The sequence below is a fragment of the Pseudomonas sp. VS40 genome, assembly GCF_018587885.1.
Lineage (GTDB): Bacteria > Pseudomonadota > Gammaproteobacteria > Pseudomonadales > Pseudomonadaceae > Aquipseudomonas > Aquipseudomonas pergaminensis.
Map to the genome: position 1 here is coordinate 437,542 of NZ_JAGYWD010000002.1, position 16,424 is coordinate 453,965.

The 16,424-nt window shown below is 61.6% G+C and carries 14 protein-coding genes; 3 read left to right on the plus strand and 11 right to left on the minus strand.

Features of this window, described 5'->3' with window-relative positions; genetic code table 11:
- Nucleotides 1-146: 146 nt before the first annotated feature.
- The gene (locus tag KHP07_RS07025; RefSeq protein ID WP_078048748.1) at nt 147-5,015 is read left to right on the plus strand and encodes an NAD-glutamate dehydrogenase; all 4,869 of its coding nucleotides are present in this window, start codon (nt 147-149) and stop codon (nt 5,013-5,015) included.
- A gap of 101 nt (nt 5,016-5,116) precedes the next feature.
- Here the strand turns inward: KHP07_RS07025 and KHP07_RS07030 are convergent, their stop codons facing one another.
- From KHP07_RS07030 to KHP07_RS07040, 3 genes are all read right to left on the minus strand, one after another.
- Nucleotides 5,117-5,809: a GntR family transcriptional regulator gene (locus KHP07_RS07030; RefSeq protein WP_099491578.1), complete on the minus strand. Its 693-nt coding sequence runs from the start codon at nt 5,807-5,809 to the stop codon at nt 5,117-5,119.
- A 17-nt stretch (nt 5,810-5,826) separates the two neighbouring features.
- Nucleotides 5,827-6,528, minus strand: a complete 702-nt coding sequence (locus KHP07_RS07035) for a FadR/GntR family transcriptional regulator (protein WP_214496869.1) — start codon at nt 6,526-6,528, stop codon at nt 5,827-5,829.
- A gap of 169 nt (nt 6,529-6,697) precedes the next feature.
- Nucleotides 6,698-8,023, minus strand: coding sequence for a C4-dicarboxylate transporter DctA (locus KHP07_RS07040; RefSeq protein WP_177409504.1), 1,326 nt, complete (start codon nt 8,021-8,023; stop codon nt 6,698-6,700).
- 217 nt (nt 8,024-8,240) lie between these two features.
- On the opposite strand from KHP07_RS07040, the gene KHP07_RS07045 reads away from it, so the two are divergent.
- Nucleotides 8,241-8,870, plus strand: coding sequence for a DNA-3-methyladenine glycosylase I (locus tag KHP07_RS07045; RefSeq protein WP_099491577.1), 630 nt, complete (start codon nt 8,241-8,243; stop codon nt 8,868-8,870).
- 173 nt (nt 8,871-9,043) lie between these two features.
- Here KHP07_RS07045 and KHP07_RS07050 read toward each other — a convergent pair whose 3' ends face one another.
- From KHP07_RS07050 to pdxR, 3 genes are all read right to left on the minus strand, one after another.
- Complete coding sequence (locus KHP07_RS07050; protein ID WP_099491576.1) at nt 9,044-9,448, minus strand: cupin domain-containing protein; 405 nt, start codon at nt 9,446-9,448, stop codon at nt 9,044-9,046.
- A 96-nt stretch (nt 9,449-9,544) separates the two neighbouring features.
- A complete protein-coding gene (locus tag KHP07_RS07055; protein WP_078048743.1) occupies nt 9,545-9,826 on the minus strand; it encodes a putative quinol monooxygenase in 282 nt (93 codons plus the stop codon).
- An 85-nt stretch (nt 9,827-9,911) separates the two neighbouring features.
- On the minus strand, nt 9,912-11,345 hold the full coding sequence (gene pdxR / locus KHP07_RS07060; protein ID WP_214496870.1) for a MocR-like pyridoxine biosynthesis transcription factor PdxR: 1,434 nt from the start codon (nt 11,343-11,345) through the stop codon (nt 9,912-9,914).
- 155 nt (nt 11,346-11,500) lie between these two features.
- On the opposite strand from pdxR, the gene KHP07_RS07065 reads away from it, so the two are divergent.
- Nucleotides 11,501-11,944, plus strand: a complete 444-nt coding sequence (locus KHP07_RS07065) for a carboxymuconolactone decarboxylase family protein (protein WP_099491571.1) — start codon at nt 11,501-11,503, stop codon at nt 11,942-11,944.
- Here the strand turns inward: KHP07_RS07065 and KHP07_RS07070 are convergent, their stop codons facing one another.
- The 5 genes from KHP07_RS07070 to KHP07_RS07090 form a co-directional block, all read right to left on the minus strand.
- Nucleotides 11,945-12,712: an SDR family oxidoreductase gene (locus KHP07_RS07070; protein WP_034106094.1), complete on the minus strand. Its 768-nt coding sequence runs from the start codon at nt 12,710-12,712 to the stop codon at nt 11,945-11,947.
- Nucleotides 12,713-12,734: 22 nt separating this feature from the next.
- Nucleotides 12,735-13,802, minus strand: coding sequence for a phosphotransferase family protein (locus KHP07_RS07075; protein WP_078048740.1), 1,068 nt, complete (start codon nt 13,800-13,802; stop codon nt 12,735-12,737).
- Between the two features lie 129 nt (nt 13,803-13,931).
- A complete protein-coding gene (locus KHP07_RS07080; RefSeq protein ID WP_078048739.1) occupies nt 13,932-14,885 on the minus strand; it encodes a 2-hydroxyacid dehydrogenase in 954 nt (317 codons plus the stop codon).
- A gap of 53 nt (nt 14,886-14,938) precedes the next feature.
- Nucleotides 14,939-15,463: a cysteine hydrolase family protein gene (locus tag KHP07_RS07085; protein WP_214496871.1), complete on the minus strand. Its 525-nt coding sequence runs from the start codon at nt 15,461-15,463 to the stop codon at nt 14,939-14,941.
- A 183-nt stretch (nt 15,464-15,646) separates the two neighbouring features.
- Nucleotides 15,647-16,240 carry a TetR/AcrR family transcriptional regulator gene (locus KHP07_RS07090; protein WP_214496872.1) on the minus strand — a complete coding sequence of 198 codons (594 nt, stop codon included), beginning with the start codon at nt 16,238-16,240 and terminating at the stop codon, nt 15,647-15,649.
- Between the last annotated feature and the right edge of the window lie 184 nt (nt 16,241-16,424).

The window sequence follows — 16,424 nt, forward strand, 5'->3', positions numbered from 1 at the left end:
TGACTGTCTTGTCCAGCTTCACTCACCTGTCACCCTGATTCGCTAGTGTGCTTATATCAGTACCAGCGAACAGCGCTGACGGTCTCCCCGCAAGGGGATAACACGCGACGCTTTCATCAATAACAAGCCCAAGCGGAGTACCACAGATGGCGTTCTTCACCGCAGCCAGCAAGGCCGACTTCCAGCATCAACTGCAATCGGCACTGGCGCAGCACATCAGTGAACAGGCACTGCCACAAGTGGCGCTGTTCGCTGAGCAATTTTTCGGCATTATTTCCCTGGACGAACTGACCCAGCGTCGCCTTTCCGACCTGGCCGGTTGCACCCTGTCTGCCTGGCGCCTGCTTGAGCGCTTTGATCACACCCAACCGCAAGTGCGGGTCTACAACCCCGATTACGAACGTCATGGCTGGCAGTCGACCCACACCGCGGTCGAAGTGCTGCACCATGACCTGCCATTTTTGGTGGATTCGGTCCGTACCGAACTGAACCGCCGTGGCTACAGCATCCACACCCTGCAGACCACCGTGCTCAGCGTACGCCGTGGCGCCAAGGGCGAGCTGCTGGAAATCCTGCCCAAGGGCACCCAAGGCGAAGGTATCCAGCAAGAATCGCTGATGTACCTGGAAATCGACCGTTGCGCCAACGCCGCCGAACTGAACGTGCTGAGCAAAGAGCTGGAGCAGGTGCTGGGCGAAGTGCGCGTGGCGGTGGCTGATTTCGAACCGATGAAAGCCAAGGTCCAGGACCTGCTGGCCGGTATCGACGCCAGCCAGTTTGTCATCGACGGCGAAGAAAAAGCCGAGATCAAGAACTTCCTGGAATGGCTGGTGGGCAACCACTTCACCTTCCTCGGCTATGAAGAGTTCGTGGTACGTGACGAGGCAGACGGCGGTCATATTGAATATGACGCCGATTCCTTCCTCGGTCTGACCAAGCTGCTGCGCGCCGGCCTCACCGCCGACGACCTGCGCATCGAAGACTATGCCGTGGCTTACCTGCGTGAGCCGACCGTGCTGTCGTTTGCCAAGGCGGCGCACCCAAGCCGCGTGCACCGCCCAGCCTACCCGGACTATGTGTCGATCCGTGAGATCGACGCCGACGGCAAAGTCATCAAGGAACACCGTTTCATGGGCCTGTACACCTCCTCGGTGTATGGCGAAAGCGTGCGGGTCATTCCGTACATCCGCCGCAAGGTCGCGGAAATCGAACGCCGTTCCGGCTTCCAGCCCAAGGCTCACCTGGGCAAGGAGCTTGCCCAGGTCGTCGAAGTGCTGCCCCGTGATGACCTGTTCCAGACCCCGGTCGACGAACTGTTCAGCACCGTGATGTCGATCGTGCAGATCCAGGAACGCAACAAGATCCGCGTGTTCCTGCGCAAAGACCCGTACGGTCGTTTCTGCTACTGCCTGGCCTACGTGCCGCGCGACATCTACTCCACCGAAGTACGCCAGAAGATCCAGCAAGTGTTGATGGATCGCCTGAAGGCCTCGGACTGCGAATTCTGGACCTTCTTCTCCGAATCCGTGCTGGCCCGTGTACAGCTGATCCTGCGGGTTGACCCGAAGAACCGCCTGGACATCGACCCGCTGCAGCTGGAAAAAGAAGTGGTGCAGGCCTGCCGCAGCTGGCAGGACGACTACTCCAGCCTCGTCGTAGAAAGCTTCGGCGAAGCCCACGGCACCAACGTGCTGGCCGACTTCCCGAAAGGCTTCCCGGCCGGCTACCGCGAGCGCTTCGCCGCGCATTCGGCCGTGGTCGACATGCAACACCTGCTGAGCCTCACCGAAGCCAACCCGCTGGTGATGAGCTTCTATCAGCCGCTGGGCCAGGTCTCCGGCCAACGCGAGCTGCATTGTAAGCTCTATCATGCTGACACCCCGCTGGCGCTGTCCGACGTGTTGCCGATCCTGGAAAACCTCGGCCTGCGTGTGCTGGGCGAGTTCCCGTACCGCCTGCGTCACGCTAATGGTCGTGAGTTCTGGATCCATGACTTCGCGTTCATCGCCGCCGAAGGCGTGAACCTGGATATCCAGCAGCTCAACGACACCCTGCAAGACGCATTTGTGCACATCGTGCACGGCGACGCCGAGAACGATGCGTTCAACCGCCTGGTACTGACTGCCGGCCTGCCGTGGCGCGACGTTGCGCTGCTGCGTGCCTATGCCCGTTACCTGAAGCAGATCCGCCTGGGCTTCGACCTGGGTTACATCGCCAGCACCCTGAACAACCACACCGACATCGCCCGCGAGTTGACGCGGCTGTTCAAGACGCGCTTCTACCTGGCGCGCAAGCTCACCAGTGAAGACCTGGAAGACAAGCAGCAACGCCTGGAACAAGCGATTCTCACGGCCCTGGACGATGTTCAGGTGCTCAACGAAGACCGCATCCTGCGTCGCTACCTGGACCTGATCAAGGCTACCCTGCGCACCAACTTCTACCAGACCGACGCCAACGGCCAGAACAAGTCGTACTTCAGCTTCAAGTTCAACCCGCACGCGATCCCTGAACTGCCCAAGCCTGTGCCGAAGTTTGAAATCTTTGTGTACTCGCCACGCGTCGAAGGCGTGCACTTGCGTTTCGGCAACGTCGCGCGTGGTGGCCTGCGCTGGTCCGACCGTGAAGAAGACTTCCGTACCGAAGTGCTTGGCCTGGTAAAAGCCCAGCAAGTGAAAAACTCGGTCATCGTGCCCGTGGGTGCGAAGGGCGGCTTCCTGCCGCGTCGCCTGCCATTGGGCGGCAGCCGGGACGAGATCGCGGCCGAGGGCATCGCCTGCTACCGCATCTTCATTTCCGGCCTGTTGGATATCACCGACAACCTGAAAGACGGCGCCCTGGTGCCGCCGGCCAACGTCGTGCGCCATGACGACGATGACCCGTACCTGGTGGTAGCAGCGGACAAGGGCACTGCGACCTTCTCCGACATCGCCAACGGCATCGCCATCGACTACGGCTTCTGGCTGGGCGATGCGTTCGCTTCCGGTGGTTCCGCCGGTTACGATCACAAGAAAATGGGCATCACCGCCAAGGGCGCGTGGGTCGGGGTGCAGCGTCACTTCCGTGAGCGCGGCATCAACGTGCAGGAAGACAGCATCACCGTGGTGGGCGTCGGCGACATGGCCGGTGACGTGTTCGGTAACGGCCTGTTGATGTCCGACAAGCTGCAACTGGTCGCGGCTTTCAACCACCTGCATATCTTCATCGATCCAAACCCGAACCCGGCCACCAGCTTCGTCGAGCGCCAGCGCATGTTCGAGCTGCCGCGTTCGGCCTGGACCGACTACGACACCAGCATCATGTCCGAAGGCGGCGGTATCTTCTCGCGCAGCGCGAAGAGCATTGCCATCTCGCCACAGATGAAAGAACGCTTCGATATCTCCGCCGACAAGCTGACCCCGACCGAGCTGCTGAACGCCTTGCTCAAGGCACCGGTGGACCTGTTGTGGAACGGCGGTATTGGCACTTACGTCAAGGCCAGCACTGAAAGCCACGCCGATGTGGGCGACAAGGCCAACGACGCACTGCGCGTCAACGGTAACGAGTTGCGCTGCAAGGTGGTGGGCGAGGGCGGTAACCTCGGCATGACCCAGCTGGGTCGTGTCGAATTCGGCCTCAATGGCGGCGGTTCCAACACCGACTTCATCGACAACGCCGGTGGCGTGGATTGCTCCGACCACGAAGTGAACATCAAGATCCTGCTCAACGAAGTGGTGCAGGCCGGTGACATGACCGACAAGCAACGCAACCAGTTGCTGGCGAGCATGACCGACGAAGTCGGCCACCTGGTGTTGGGCAACAACTACAAGCAGACCCAGGCCCTGTCCCTGGCTGCGCGCCGTGCCTACGAGCGTGCCGCCGAGTACAAGCGCCTGATGAGCGACCTGGAAGGCCGTGGCAAGCTGGACCGCGCCATCGAGTACCTGCCGACCGAGGAGCAGCTCACCGAGCGCGCCGCGAATGGCAAGGGCCTGACCCGTCCGGAGCTGTCGGTGCTGATCTCGTACAGCAAGATCGACCTCAAGGAAGCGCTGCTCAAGTCGCTGGTACCCGATGACGAGTACCTGACCCGTGACATGGAGACCGCGTTCCCGCCGAGCCTGGTGGCCAAGTTCTCCGAGGCCATGCGTCGTCACCGCCTGAAGCGCGAAATCGTCAGCACCCAGATCGCCAACGACCTGGTCAACCACATGGGCATCACCTTCGTGCAGCGACTCAAAGAGTCGACCGGCATGAGCCCCGCGAACGTGGCGGGCGCCTATGTGATCGTGCGCGACATCTTCCACCTCCCGCACTGGTTCCGTCAGATCGAAGCCCTGGACCACCAGGTCTCCGCTGACGTGCAATTGCAGTTGATGGACGAGCTGATGCGCCTGGGGCGTCGTGCCACGCGCTGGTTCCTGCGCAGCCGTCGCAACGAGCAGGACGCTGGCCGTGACACCGCACACTTCGGTCCGCACCTGGCCGCCTTGGGCCTCAAGCTCGACGAACTGCTGGAAGGCCCGACCCGCGAAGGCTGGCAGACCCGCTACCAGGCCTACACCGAAGCCGGCGTGCCGGAGCTGTTGGCGCGCATGGTTGCAGGCACTACCCACCTGTACACCTTGCTGCCGATCATCGAAGCCGCTGACGTCACCGGGCATGACGCCGCCGAAGTGGCCAAGGCCTACTTCGCCGTCGGCAGCGCCCTGGACCTGCCGTGGTACCTGCAGCAGATCAGCGACCTGCCGGTGGCCAACAACTGGCAGGCCCAGGCCCGCGAAGCCTTCCGCGACGACGTGGACTGGCAGCAACGCGCGATTACCATCTCCGTGCTGCAAATGGCCGATGCGCCACAAGACATGGAAGCCCGTGTGGCCCTGTGGCTTGAGCAGCACAAGGACATGGCCGAGCGTTGGGTGGCGATGATGGTGGAAATCCGTGCTGCGGTCGGCACGGACTACGCCATGTACGCGGTGGCCAACCGCGAGCTGCTGGACCTGGCGTTGAGTGGACAGTCGGTGCTGCAACCGGCGTAATCCCTCGGTAAAACAAAAGCCCCCGCATCGTGAGATGCGGGGGCTTTTTGTTGGAACGCTATTTATCAAACACTGAAGGGCACGTTTTGACCTGCATTCACTTAGGTGCAGTGGTGTTTTACTAGTCTGCTTTCCAGATGATCCAAGTGCTGCATCATGAGGTTCACCGCGGTCGTTGAGTCACGCCGCTCCACCGCCTCCACAATCGCCACATGCTCCTGCCACGCGCAATACGTGCAGGCTTTCGCTTCGTATTGGGCAATGATCAACGACGTCAGCGGCACCAGGCTGTTGAGGAACTGTGCCAGGGGAGCATTGCCGGCCATGGCGGCCAGTTGCAGATGAAATTCCCCGGACAGGCGAATCGCCGGCCCACGCTGATCTCGCTCGATACAGTCGCGCTCGCGGGCAATCAGCTCGCGCAATTGGCGTATTTGCAGGGGTGTTGCCTGGGCACAGGCCAACTGCACCACGGTGACTTCGGTCATCCTGCGCGCTTCCAGAATCTGCCGGGCTTGCTGCGCATCCGGCGCCGCCACCTGGGCCCGTTGGTTGGGGCGCAGGATGATCACTTGCTGATGGGACAGCTTGGCCAGCACCCGCCGGATCACGCTGCGGCTCACGCCGAAGGTTTCGCCCAGGCCTTCTTCGGTAAAACGGCTGGAGGGCGCAATGCGTTGCTCGAGAATGGCGTCGAACAGCCGCGGGTAGATGTCATCCACCGAAGGCTTCCTGCCGGCGACCAGGCGCAGGGCAGGGAGTATGGGGTCGCGTTGCAGCGCGTGAGCGGTCATGGCCAGTCTCCAGTCATTCAGCTACCCAGATGGTCATCCGGAATGTTCAAGCGAATCCCCATGCGCAGGCCTTCCTGAAGAATGTGCCGACGCATCTCGGCACTGGCCAGGGCACTGTTCTTGTTGCGGATGGCGCGCACCACGGCTTCGTTCTCATGCAGGCGCTCGGCCAGGTGTTCTGGCGAGTTGCGCAGTACCTGGGCGCTTTGCTTGAGGGCGTTGCTGGTCTGTTGCACCACGTTCTGGAAGATCGGGTTGGAGGTGAGGGCGAACAGTTCTTCGTGAAAACCGATGTAGGCATTCATTCCGGCCTCCGCGTCACCCGCGTCGAGGGCTTCGCGCATGTCCATCAGGGTCAGGCGCAGTTGGCCGACTTCCTTGCTGCTGATGGACTGGGCTACCAGGCCGACAATGAAGGGTTCGAGGGTGTAGCGCAGTTGCAGGATATCTTCCAGGCTGGCGTCGGCCACGGCGTCACTGGACTGTGGCTCGCTGACGCTGGTCTCCAATACGACCACACCTTTGCCGGGCATGGAGCGCACCAGGCCAAGCGTCTCGAGCACGATCACCGCTTCACGCAGGCTGGGCCGGCTGATGCCCATCTGTTCGGCCAGTTCGCGTTGGCCGGGGAGCATTTCGCCACGGCGCCACTGACCCCGCGCCAGGGCGGCGCGCAGTTTTTCTACGACTGAATTGACGACGGTTGAGGTGCTGATCACGTCTACCTCTCCTTTATGTTGCGAATACATTAGCGAGCATGGCGACTCTTAACTGTGGGAGCGGGCTTGCTCGCGAATGCGGTTATTCAGTCAATACATCTGTGACTGACCCAGCGCTTTCGCGAGCAAGCCCGCTCCCACATTTGAACGGTGTCGCTCATGAAATCGGTCAGAACTCTTGGTGCGCGGGCAATACCGGTTTCTTGGCCTGGAAGGCATACCCTTGCTGGCCGTCGAGCACCTTGTTGGCACGCTGGATATCGATATCTTTCTCCCAGCGCGCAATGGCCACGGTTGCCACACAGTTGCCGATCAGGTTAGTCAATGCACGACCGATGCCCATGAACCAATCCACCGCCAACACCAGCACCAGGCCCACCACCGGGATCGCCGGAATCGCCGTGAGCGTCGCCGCCAGGATCACCAGCGCTGACCCGGGTATCCCGTGGGCGCCTTTGGAGGTGATCAGCGATACCAGCAGGATGGTCATCAGATCAGTCATCGACAGCGGCGTGCCGGTGGCGTTGGCGATAAACACGATGGCCAGGGTCAGGTAGATGGAGAACCCGTCGAGGTTGAACGAATACCCCGTTGGGATCACCAGACCCACGGTGGAGCTGCCGATGCCCAGATGTTCAAGTTTACGCATGATCTGTGGCAGCACGGCGTCGGAGGAGGCGGTGCCCATCACGATCAGCAGCTCTTCACGCAGGTATTTGAGCAAAGGCAGCATGCGCAGGCCCGACAGACGCATTACCAGGCCGAGGATCAGCCCGACGAAGGCAAAGCAGGTCAGGTAGAACAATCCCACCAGGCTGCCCAGGTGTTGCAGGGAATCCAGGCCATAGGTGCTGGTTGTAAACGCAATCGCGCCGAACACACCGATGGGAGCGAGGCGCACGATCATGCCCATGATGCGGAAGATCACGTGGCTCAGTTCATTGATCAGCCGCGAGATGCCAGAGGCCGCTTCACCCACCAGGTTCAACGCACTGCCGAACAGCACCGAGAACAGCAGCACTTGCAACACGTTGTTATCGGCAAAGGCGCCGATCACCGAGTTGGGGATCAAGTCCATCAGGAACTGGCTGGTGCCACGGATGTGCTGGCCCTTGTCGGCCAGTTCGTTCAGGCCCGCCGACGACAACTGCTCCAGGTGGATATTGGCGCCTTGGCCGATACCGGTGCTGAAAGCCATGACCAGGCCGATCACCAGCGCGACGGTGGTCAGGACCTCAAAGTAGATCACTGACTTGAGGCCGATACGCCCGACTTTCTTCAAGTCGCCGGCGCCGGAAATGCCACTGACCACCACGCAGAATACGATCAGGCCGATCAGCATCTTGATCAGCTTGATAAAGCCGTCACCCAGGGGTTTGAGTTGCGAGGAGAATTCGGGAAGGGCCAGGCCGCAGATTATGCCGAGCATCAGGCCAATCACGACTTGCAGGAAAATCGAACGCGAGCACCATCTGAGCATGGGAGGGATCTCTATTCGGTGCCCTGGTGGTTCCAGGGCTTAATTGTTGTGGTCATACCGGTAAGTCCAGTGCGGGGCCAGTCTACGCCCGGTATTTTTGAAATCACAAGCAATTATTTGACGGTTGGCAGGTCCCGGTCTGACCAGTTGGTCGGTAAAGGCGATGCTTGAGCGGTTGGCGGGTGGGAATTTTTTTCGCTTATCATCCGCCGCTCGGCACATGAGGTGATGGATGGACGTACCAGGACTGACCACTGACGACAGCGGGCACACCCACTGCACTTGGCGCACGGCGGCGCCGGAATACCCGCGTTATCACGACGCGGAGTGGGGCGTGCCGGTGGCGGACGATATCCAGCTGTACGAGAAGATCTGCCTGGAGGGCTTTCAGGCCGGCATGGCCTGGATCACCATTTTGCGTAAGCGCGAGCACTTCCGCGCGGCGTTCGACGGGTTTGATTTTCGCCGGGTGGCGCAGTATGGCGACGCGCAGATCGAGCGGCTGATGCAGGACCCGGGCATCGTGCGCAATCGGGCCAAGATCGTCTCCACCATCAACAATGCGCGCCGGGCGTGTGAGTTGGTGGATGAGACCGGTTCGCTGGCGCGCTGGTTGTGGGCGTTTGAGCCAGGTGATGAGGAGCGTCCGGCTGTGGTGGACCTGGCTTATTGGACGGGGAATCCAACGTCACCGGCGTCGGTGCGGTTGTCCAAAGCGTTGAAGAAGCGTGGTTGGACGTTTGTGGGGCCGACCACGATGTATGCATTGATGCAGGCGATGGGGATGGTCAATGATCACCTTGAAGGGTGTGCCTGTCGTGAGCGGGTTGAGCAGTTGCGCCGTCAGTTCAAGCGTCCCTGAATGACTGACCCTACGTGGTTGGACCTGTAGCAGCTGGCCTGGCAGCCGACCACTGTCTAACGGCAACCCGCGATTCAAATGTGGAAGCTGGCTTGCCGGCGATGGCGGTTTGTCATTCAGCGAAAGGGTTGAATGTTAATCCCCTATCACCGGCAAGCTTGGCCTACAGGGTTTTATTGTTTTGGCAGGGGCGTGAGCACTTGCGCCTTGTCATCCAGGACGATCACCACCAGCAACTTGGCCGGTTTGGTCTGGCTGGCATTGCTCGATTCGAAGTGCCGCGAACCTGCCGGTTCGTAGAACGATTCACCGACCTTGTAGGTTTTTGCTTTCTCATCATTCACCCGTGAGGTGATCGCGCCTTCCAGCACGTAGGCCACGGCGGTGCCGGTGTGGCTGTGGGGTACGGTGGCCTGGCCGGGGGCGTAGTCGACGGTGAGCATGATGGTTTTCTTGCCGGGGACGTTGGTCAAGGCATGTTCTTGCAGCACCTTGATCGATTCCTGGTTGTACACCGGTTCGTGGGCAAAGGCGCTGAGGGAGGCGAGCATCAGCGAGGCGGCGAGCAGTCGTTTCATGGCGAGGTTTCCGAGTAGTTCGAGACCGCTTCACCCTACGCCGCCGTGCCTGGGTGACCAATGACCAATCCCGGCAAAGAGCAGGAGACCAATGCCTCAGTGGTCGAAATCCAGGCGGCGCGCCAGGTGTTCGCCGGTCAATTCGATAAACCCTTGCAGGGCCGGCAACCGGAAGTGCGCAACGAGCTGTTCGGCACTGGTCCAACGGCCGCTGACGGTCCAGAGGTCGGGGTCCAGCGGGTCGCGTTGCACGGCGTAGTCCAGGCAGCCAGGGGCGGTGCGCACGGCATTGGCTATCTGCTGCAGGCGCTCGCCCAGTTCACTTGAGCGCCCGGCCGCCGCACGGACATGGACAGTGTTGCAGGCACAGGCTGGCATGACGAGGGTCTCCGAGGTCGGGTGTCAGTGCACAGGCTAGTACCTGGGAGTGACAGGACCAATGACCAATCGGCTGGAAAATCCACTAGCCAATCTGCTGCAGGATATCGCGGACCTTGTCCAACGCCGGGTCGATATCGAGGGTCTCGATGGCGCCGAAGCCGATGATCAAGCCTGGGCGGACCGGCGCATCGTGAAAGAACACGTCCAGAGGGTACAAGCCCACTTCCACCCGGCGCGCCAGTTCCATGAGCAACGGGATGTTCACCGGTACCTTGCACAGCGCGGCCATGTGAAACCCGGCCACGGTTGGCACCGCTTCGAACCATGGCGACAGGTCACCTGCCAAGCGCTGCAGGATGCGTTCACGGCGCCCGGCGTAGACCGTGTGGCAGCGGCGGATATGTTTGAGCAGGTAGCCCTCGCTGATGAACTTGGCCAAGGCCCATTGCGGCAGCGTCGAGCTGTGCTGGTCGGTGAGTTGCTTGGCCTTGAGCACTGCGCCATAAATGGCCGGCGGCAGCACCGCATAGCCCAGGCGCAACTCGGGCAGCAAGGTTTTCGAGAAGGTGCCGACGTAGGTGACCACGCCGCGGGTGTCCATGCTTTGCAGCGAGTCGGTGGGCCGGCCCTCGTAGCGGAATTCGCTGTCGTAGTCGTCCTCGATGATGATCGCGCCCAGCTCAAACGCCCGGGCCAGCAAGGCTTGACGGCGTGGCACGCTCATGGGCATGCCGAGTGGGAATTGGTGGGAAGGCGTCACGTAGATCAGCTGCGTACCGTCGGGAATCAGGTCCACCCGAATGCCGTGTTCATCCACTGGCACGCTCGCGACGCTGGCGCCCATCGCCATGAACAATTGGCGCGCGGGGCTGTAACCGGGGTCTTCCATGGCGACGATGCTGCCCGGTTCCAGTACCACACGGGCGATCAGGTCCAGCGCCTGCTGCGCGCCGTTGGTGACCACGATGTCGCTGTCACGGCAGTTGACCCCGCGCGAAAACGCGATATGCCCGGCGATGGCACTGCGCAGTGCCGGCAGGCCTTCGGGCTGACTGTAGAAGCCACTGTTCTGGGCGATGCGCCGCAGGGCGTCCTGGGTACAGCGTCGCCATTCATCCTGAGGGAACTGGTTGCGGCTGGTGGCGCCGCCGATAAATTCGTAGCGCAGCGTGCTGTCGCGGGCGGGATGACGCATGGGCGAGGGCAGTGATTGCCACTTCGCCAGATTGGCGGCGCAGGCCAGGTCGGTGGCGGTTTGCAGGCGTTCGGTCTGTGGCGCACGGGCGTTGACGAAGGTGCCGCGACCGGTCTTGCCGATCAGCAATCCCTCGTAGGTCAGGGTGGCATAGGTGTCCGACACGGTCTTACGCGACACACCCAGTTGCTCGGCGAGCAGGCGGCTGGGCGGCAGTTGCGCACCCGCGGCCAGGCGCCCGGAGCCAATGGCTTCACGTAACTGTTGGTACAACTGTTCGGCCAGATCCTTACGGCCGTTGATCACAACGTGCAGTTCCATGTCTTATTCCGAGCGTTTACTTTGCGCCAAGCGTACGCGCGTGCGCGGCTGGCTCAAAATGGTCTCTGCATAAACCGGCCGATTGGCTATAGGGCGTGTGCCCTGTGGGTTCTAGGCTGGACTATCATTGAACCTACCGCCAGAGAGCAACCCCCATGGAACCCCGCCTGGATTACTACACCGCCTCACCGCAGGCGCTCAAAGGCATGCTGATGCTGGAGGCGACGACCTTCGGCTTGTCCATCGAAAAGCCTTTGCTGGAACTGATCAAGATCCGTGTCTCGCAGCTCAACCACTGTGGTTTCTGTACGGACATGCACTCGATGGCGGCACGTCAGCGCGGCGAGACCGAGCGACGTTTGTTCGCGTTATGCGTCTGGCGGGATTCGCCATTCTTCACGGCGCGGGAAAAGGCCGCGTTGGCCTGGAGCGAGTCGGTCGCGACACTGCCGACCTCGGTGGTGTCGGATGAACTGTTCGCCGCCGTGCGGGTGGAGTTCAGCGAGCAGGAACTGGTAGACCTGACCATGGCGGTGTCCAGCATCAGTGGCTGGAACCGCCTGGCAGTGAGCTTTCGGCAACAACCGCCGAATGCTTGATCAGGACAGGAAACCACCGTCCACGTTCAGCGACACACCGGTGGTGTAGCTCGACGCATCGCTGGCCAGGAACAGCACCGCGCCGGCCATTTCGCTCGGGTCGGCCACGCGCTTGAGCGGGATTTGCGCCAGGGCCATTTTCAGGATCGCGTCATTCTTCACCAGCGCCGAGGCGAACTTGGTGTCGGTCAAGCCAGGCAGCAAGGCGTTGCAACGAATGCCGAACGCCGCGCATTCCTTGGCGAATACCTTGGTCATGTTGATCACGGCGGCCTTGGTCACCGAGTAGATGCCCTGGAATACACCGGGGGAGATCCCGTTGATCGACGCGACGTTGATGATGCTGCCGCCACCGTTCTCGCGCATCAGCTTGCCGGCTTCCACGGACATGAAGAAATAGCCCCGGATATTCACATCAACGGTCTTCTGGAACGCACCGAGGTCGGTGTCCAGCACGTTGCAGAACTGCGGGTTGGTCGCCGCGTTGTTGACCAGGATATCCAGGCGTCCGAACTGCTCGCGGATACCGGCGAACACTTGGGTGATCTGTTCCATTTCACCGATATGGCAGGCCACGGCAGTCGCTTTGCCGCCGTCGGCGATGATCGCGTCGGCCACGTGCTGGCAGCCTTCCAGCTTGCGACTGGAGACGATCACATGAGCGCCTTGCTGGGCCAGCAACTTGGCGATGGCCTCGCCGATGCCACGGCTGGCGCCGGAGACAAAAGCGATCTTGCCGTCGAGGTCGAACAGGTTGGTCTTGGACATAGCGGTTCCTTGTTGTAGGCGATCAGAGCGCGGATTTGCTGATGACGTTCAGGCTCATCTGCTCCAGCAGCGTGTTCATGTGGATGAACTGCGCAAAGCGTTTGTCCTGGGTCTGGCCATGGAAGAAGCGGTAATAGATCTGCTGCACAATACCGGCCAGGCGGAACAGGCCGTAGGTGTAGTAGAAGTCGAAGTTGTCGATCTGGATGCCCGAGCGTTCAGCGTAGTAGTCGACAAACTCACGGCGGGTGAGCATGCCCGGCGCGTTGCTCGGCTGACGACGCATCAGTTGCACCGGCGCGGGGTCGGCCGCTTCTATCCAATAGGCGAGGGTGTTGCCCAGGTCCATCAGCGGGTCGCCGAGGGTGGTCAGCTCCCAGTCCAGCACGCCGATGATCTGCATCGGGTTGTGCGGGTCGAGGATCACGTTATCGAAGCGGTAGTCGTTGTGCACGATGCTCGACGTCGGATGGTCGGCGGGCATTTTGTCATTGAGCCAGGCGCGTACGGCATCCCAGCGCGGGGCGTCGGGGGTCAGGGCTTTTTCGTAGCGGTCGCTCCAGCCACGGATCTGGCGTTCCACGTAGCCTTCGGGTTTGCCCAGGTCCGCCAGGCCGCAGGCGCTGTAGTCCACCTGGTGCAGTTCCACGAACTTATCAATGAAGCTTTTGCACAACGCCTCGGTCTTGCTCGCGTCCAGGCCCAGTTCGGCCGGCAGGTCGGAGCGCAGGATGATGCCGTTGACGCGCTCCATCACGTAGAACTCGGCGCCGATTACCGACTCATCCGTGCAATGCACATAGGCCTTGGGGCAATACGGGAAGCCGTCTTTGAGCTGATTGAGAATGCGGTATTCGCGACCCATGTCATGGGCGGACTTGGCCTTGTGGCCGAAAGGTGGGCGACGCAGCACGAACTCCTGGCCCGGGTATTCCAGCAGATAGGTCAGGTTGGACGCGCCACCGGGAAACTGGCTGATCGTGGGCGTGCCGGTCAGGCCCGGGATATGGGCCTTGAGGTAGGGATCGATCAGGCTGGCATCAAGTTCTTCGCCAGGGCGAATCTGGGTGGATTGGTCGTTCAGCGCCATGCTTATCCCTTCTGCTTATTCTAAAGGCCTCGGACTATTTCCTAATCTAATGCGCGCAGCCGCCCAGCGACAAGGTCGGGGCGGCTTAATAGGTTAGCGTGTTGGACGATAATCAGCGTGCCTGATCGGTCATTTAGTGGGCGGGGGCAATGCGACCGGCGTGAGGACTGGGCGGCCGGCGAAGTATTCCACCAGGTTGTCGGCCACGCGCTGCACGGTGTCGTGGGCGGCTTCCGGCGACAGGCCGGCAACATGAGAGGTCAGCACGGTGTTGCTGAGCGTCTTGAGAGCGTCGGGCACCTTCGGCTCGTCATCGAACACATCCAGCGCCGCGCCCCCGATGCGGCGCTGCTCCAGGGCGGCCACCAGATCGGCGGTGACCACCACGCTGCCACGGCCGATGTTCACTAGGTAGCCATTGGGCCCCAGGGCATCCAGGGCGTGGCGATCGATCAGGTGACGGGTGCTGGCGCCGCCGGGTGTGGCCAGGATCAGAAAGTCCGAGGTGCGCGCCAGTTCCACCGCAGTTGCGCAGTAGGTGTAGTCCACATCATCGCGTGGCTGGCGGTTGTGGTAACTCACCTCCATGCCGAAGCCCAGGGACGCGCGCTTGGCGATTTCCAGGCCGACGGCACCCAGCCCGAGGATGCCCAGTTGCTTGCCGCCCAGGGACGGGCGCATCACCTTGGGCCATTCACTGCGGCGCACGGCGGCGTCGGTCTGCGGGATGCCGCGCACCAGCGACAGCAGCAGTGCCATGGCGTGATCGGCCACCGACGGCGCATTCACCCCGGCGCCGTTGGTGACCACGATCCCGCGATTGCTGGCGGCCTGCAGGTCGACGTGCTCGTAGCCGGCACCAATCACGCAGATGATCTCCAGCAGGGGCAGCGCGGCGATTTCCTCGGCGTACAAACCCAGCGGGCCACGGGTCAGCACCGCCTTGATCTGGCTGCCATGGGCCTTGATCGCTTCAGCGCGTTCGGCCGGTGTCGGCGCCAGGATCACATGAAAGTCATTGCTCTCGATGATGGGCAGGTATTCGTTGATGGTTTCAACCAGGACCAGAACAGTAGCGGTCATCGGAAGGCTCTTCCTGAAGGGTTTGAGGGGAGGAGTATGCCGTATTTGATCGCTCAAAAGCGGATCTCGTCGGCGCTTGTGAGCTTCACAAACGCTCCGGACAGGGTCGCATTGTGATGCTCGATAATTGCCTTGGCCTTCAGCGTCGGTGTGTCCATGCAGGTATGGCCGTCTTCTGGCAGTACCACGGAAAAACCCAGTTCCACGGCGACCCGGCAGGTGGTGTCGATGCAGAACTGGGTTTTCATGCCGGCGATCACCAACTCCTTGACCTGCGCCGCTCTCAACTGCTGCTCCAGCTCCGTGCCGAGGAAGCAGCTGGGGCGGGTCTTGTTGAACAGGCGGTCGCGCGATTCGTCCACCTGCAGCGCAGGCCACAGCTGCCAGAGCGGGCTACCGGCTTCAATCGGCGAACCTGCCGGTCCGGTGTGGCGTGCCACGAAGATCGGGGCGCCGGCAGCGCGCGCGCGTCCGATCAGATGGTTGAGTGTGGCGAGTACGCGTTCGCGCTCGAAGGGCTTTTCCGGGCCATCGTACAGGCCGTTTTGCATGTCAATGATCAGCAGGGCGTCAGCCATGGTGTTGCTCCTTGTGATTGCCAGCGGGCGGAGCAATAAAAAGGCCCCGTCCATTGCTGGCGGGGCCTTGGGTTGAATCTGTGAAGTGTCTAGCTCATGCACCCACAGCCACCGCGCGACCCGCCGTAAGCGGTCGTGGTGGTGGTACGGGTGAGGGCGAGCTGGATAAAGTTCATGGCCCGATCATGCTGGGACGGGCGAAGGGCTGTCAACGGGCAAAAGGGCATTTCGTGCAGCCACCAGGAATTCATCCGACAGGCTATTGCCCCGTGTCGCACGCGCCAGGGTTACTGCGCCGACCATCATCGCGTATTGGGCCAGCAGGGTTTGACGATCTCCGTCCTCCAGCTGCGCGAAGATCTCCAGCGACTTTTCCACGCCGTCTATAAAGGTGTGCTGCAAAGCCGTCTCGGCGGGTTCATGGCACATGTCCGGGGCAAAGGCCGACACTGGGCAGCCGTCGCCGGGATTGTCACGGTGGGAGGCGGTCAAATAAGGCCCCAGCACCGCCTGGCGGGCGGCCTGTTGGTCTTCGCTGCGGTCGATCTTGGCCTGCCAGCCCAGGTTCGCGACCTCGAACGCCTGTTGGCAGGCCTCGGTGGCCAGGGCTTCCTTGGAGGCGAAATGCCCGTAAAAACCACCGTGGGTCAGGCCGGCGGCGGCCATCACGTCCGACAGGCTGATACCGTGCAGTCCGCGTTCGCGGAACAGATGCGTGGCGGCCTCGACGATGATTTCGCGGTTGAGTTCAGCTTGTTTGCGGGAAACGCGAGGCATGGCGGGGCTCTCTGGATAACGGTGGGCGCTGGGCTCAAACTACAGGTTTGAGCGCGATTCTAAAATAGATTTGTGCGGGAATGTATATTCGACATTCCGCCGCATGCCGCGAAACCCGCTGTGTACAGGTGCCCCTGCGTGCCTGTACCGCACCACCGTTCCTCAGCTAAGTCTTTGCTTATTC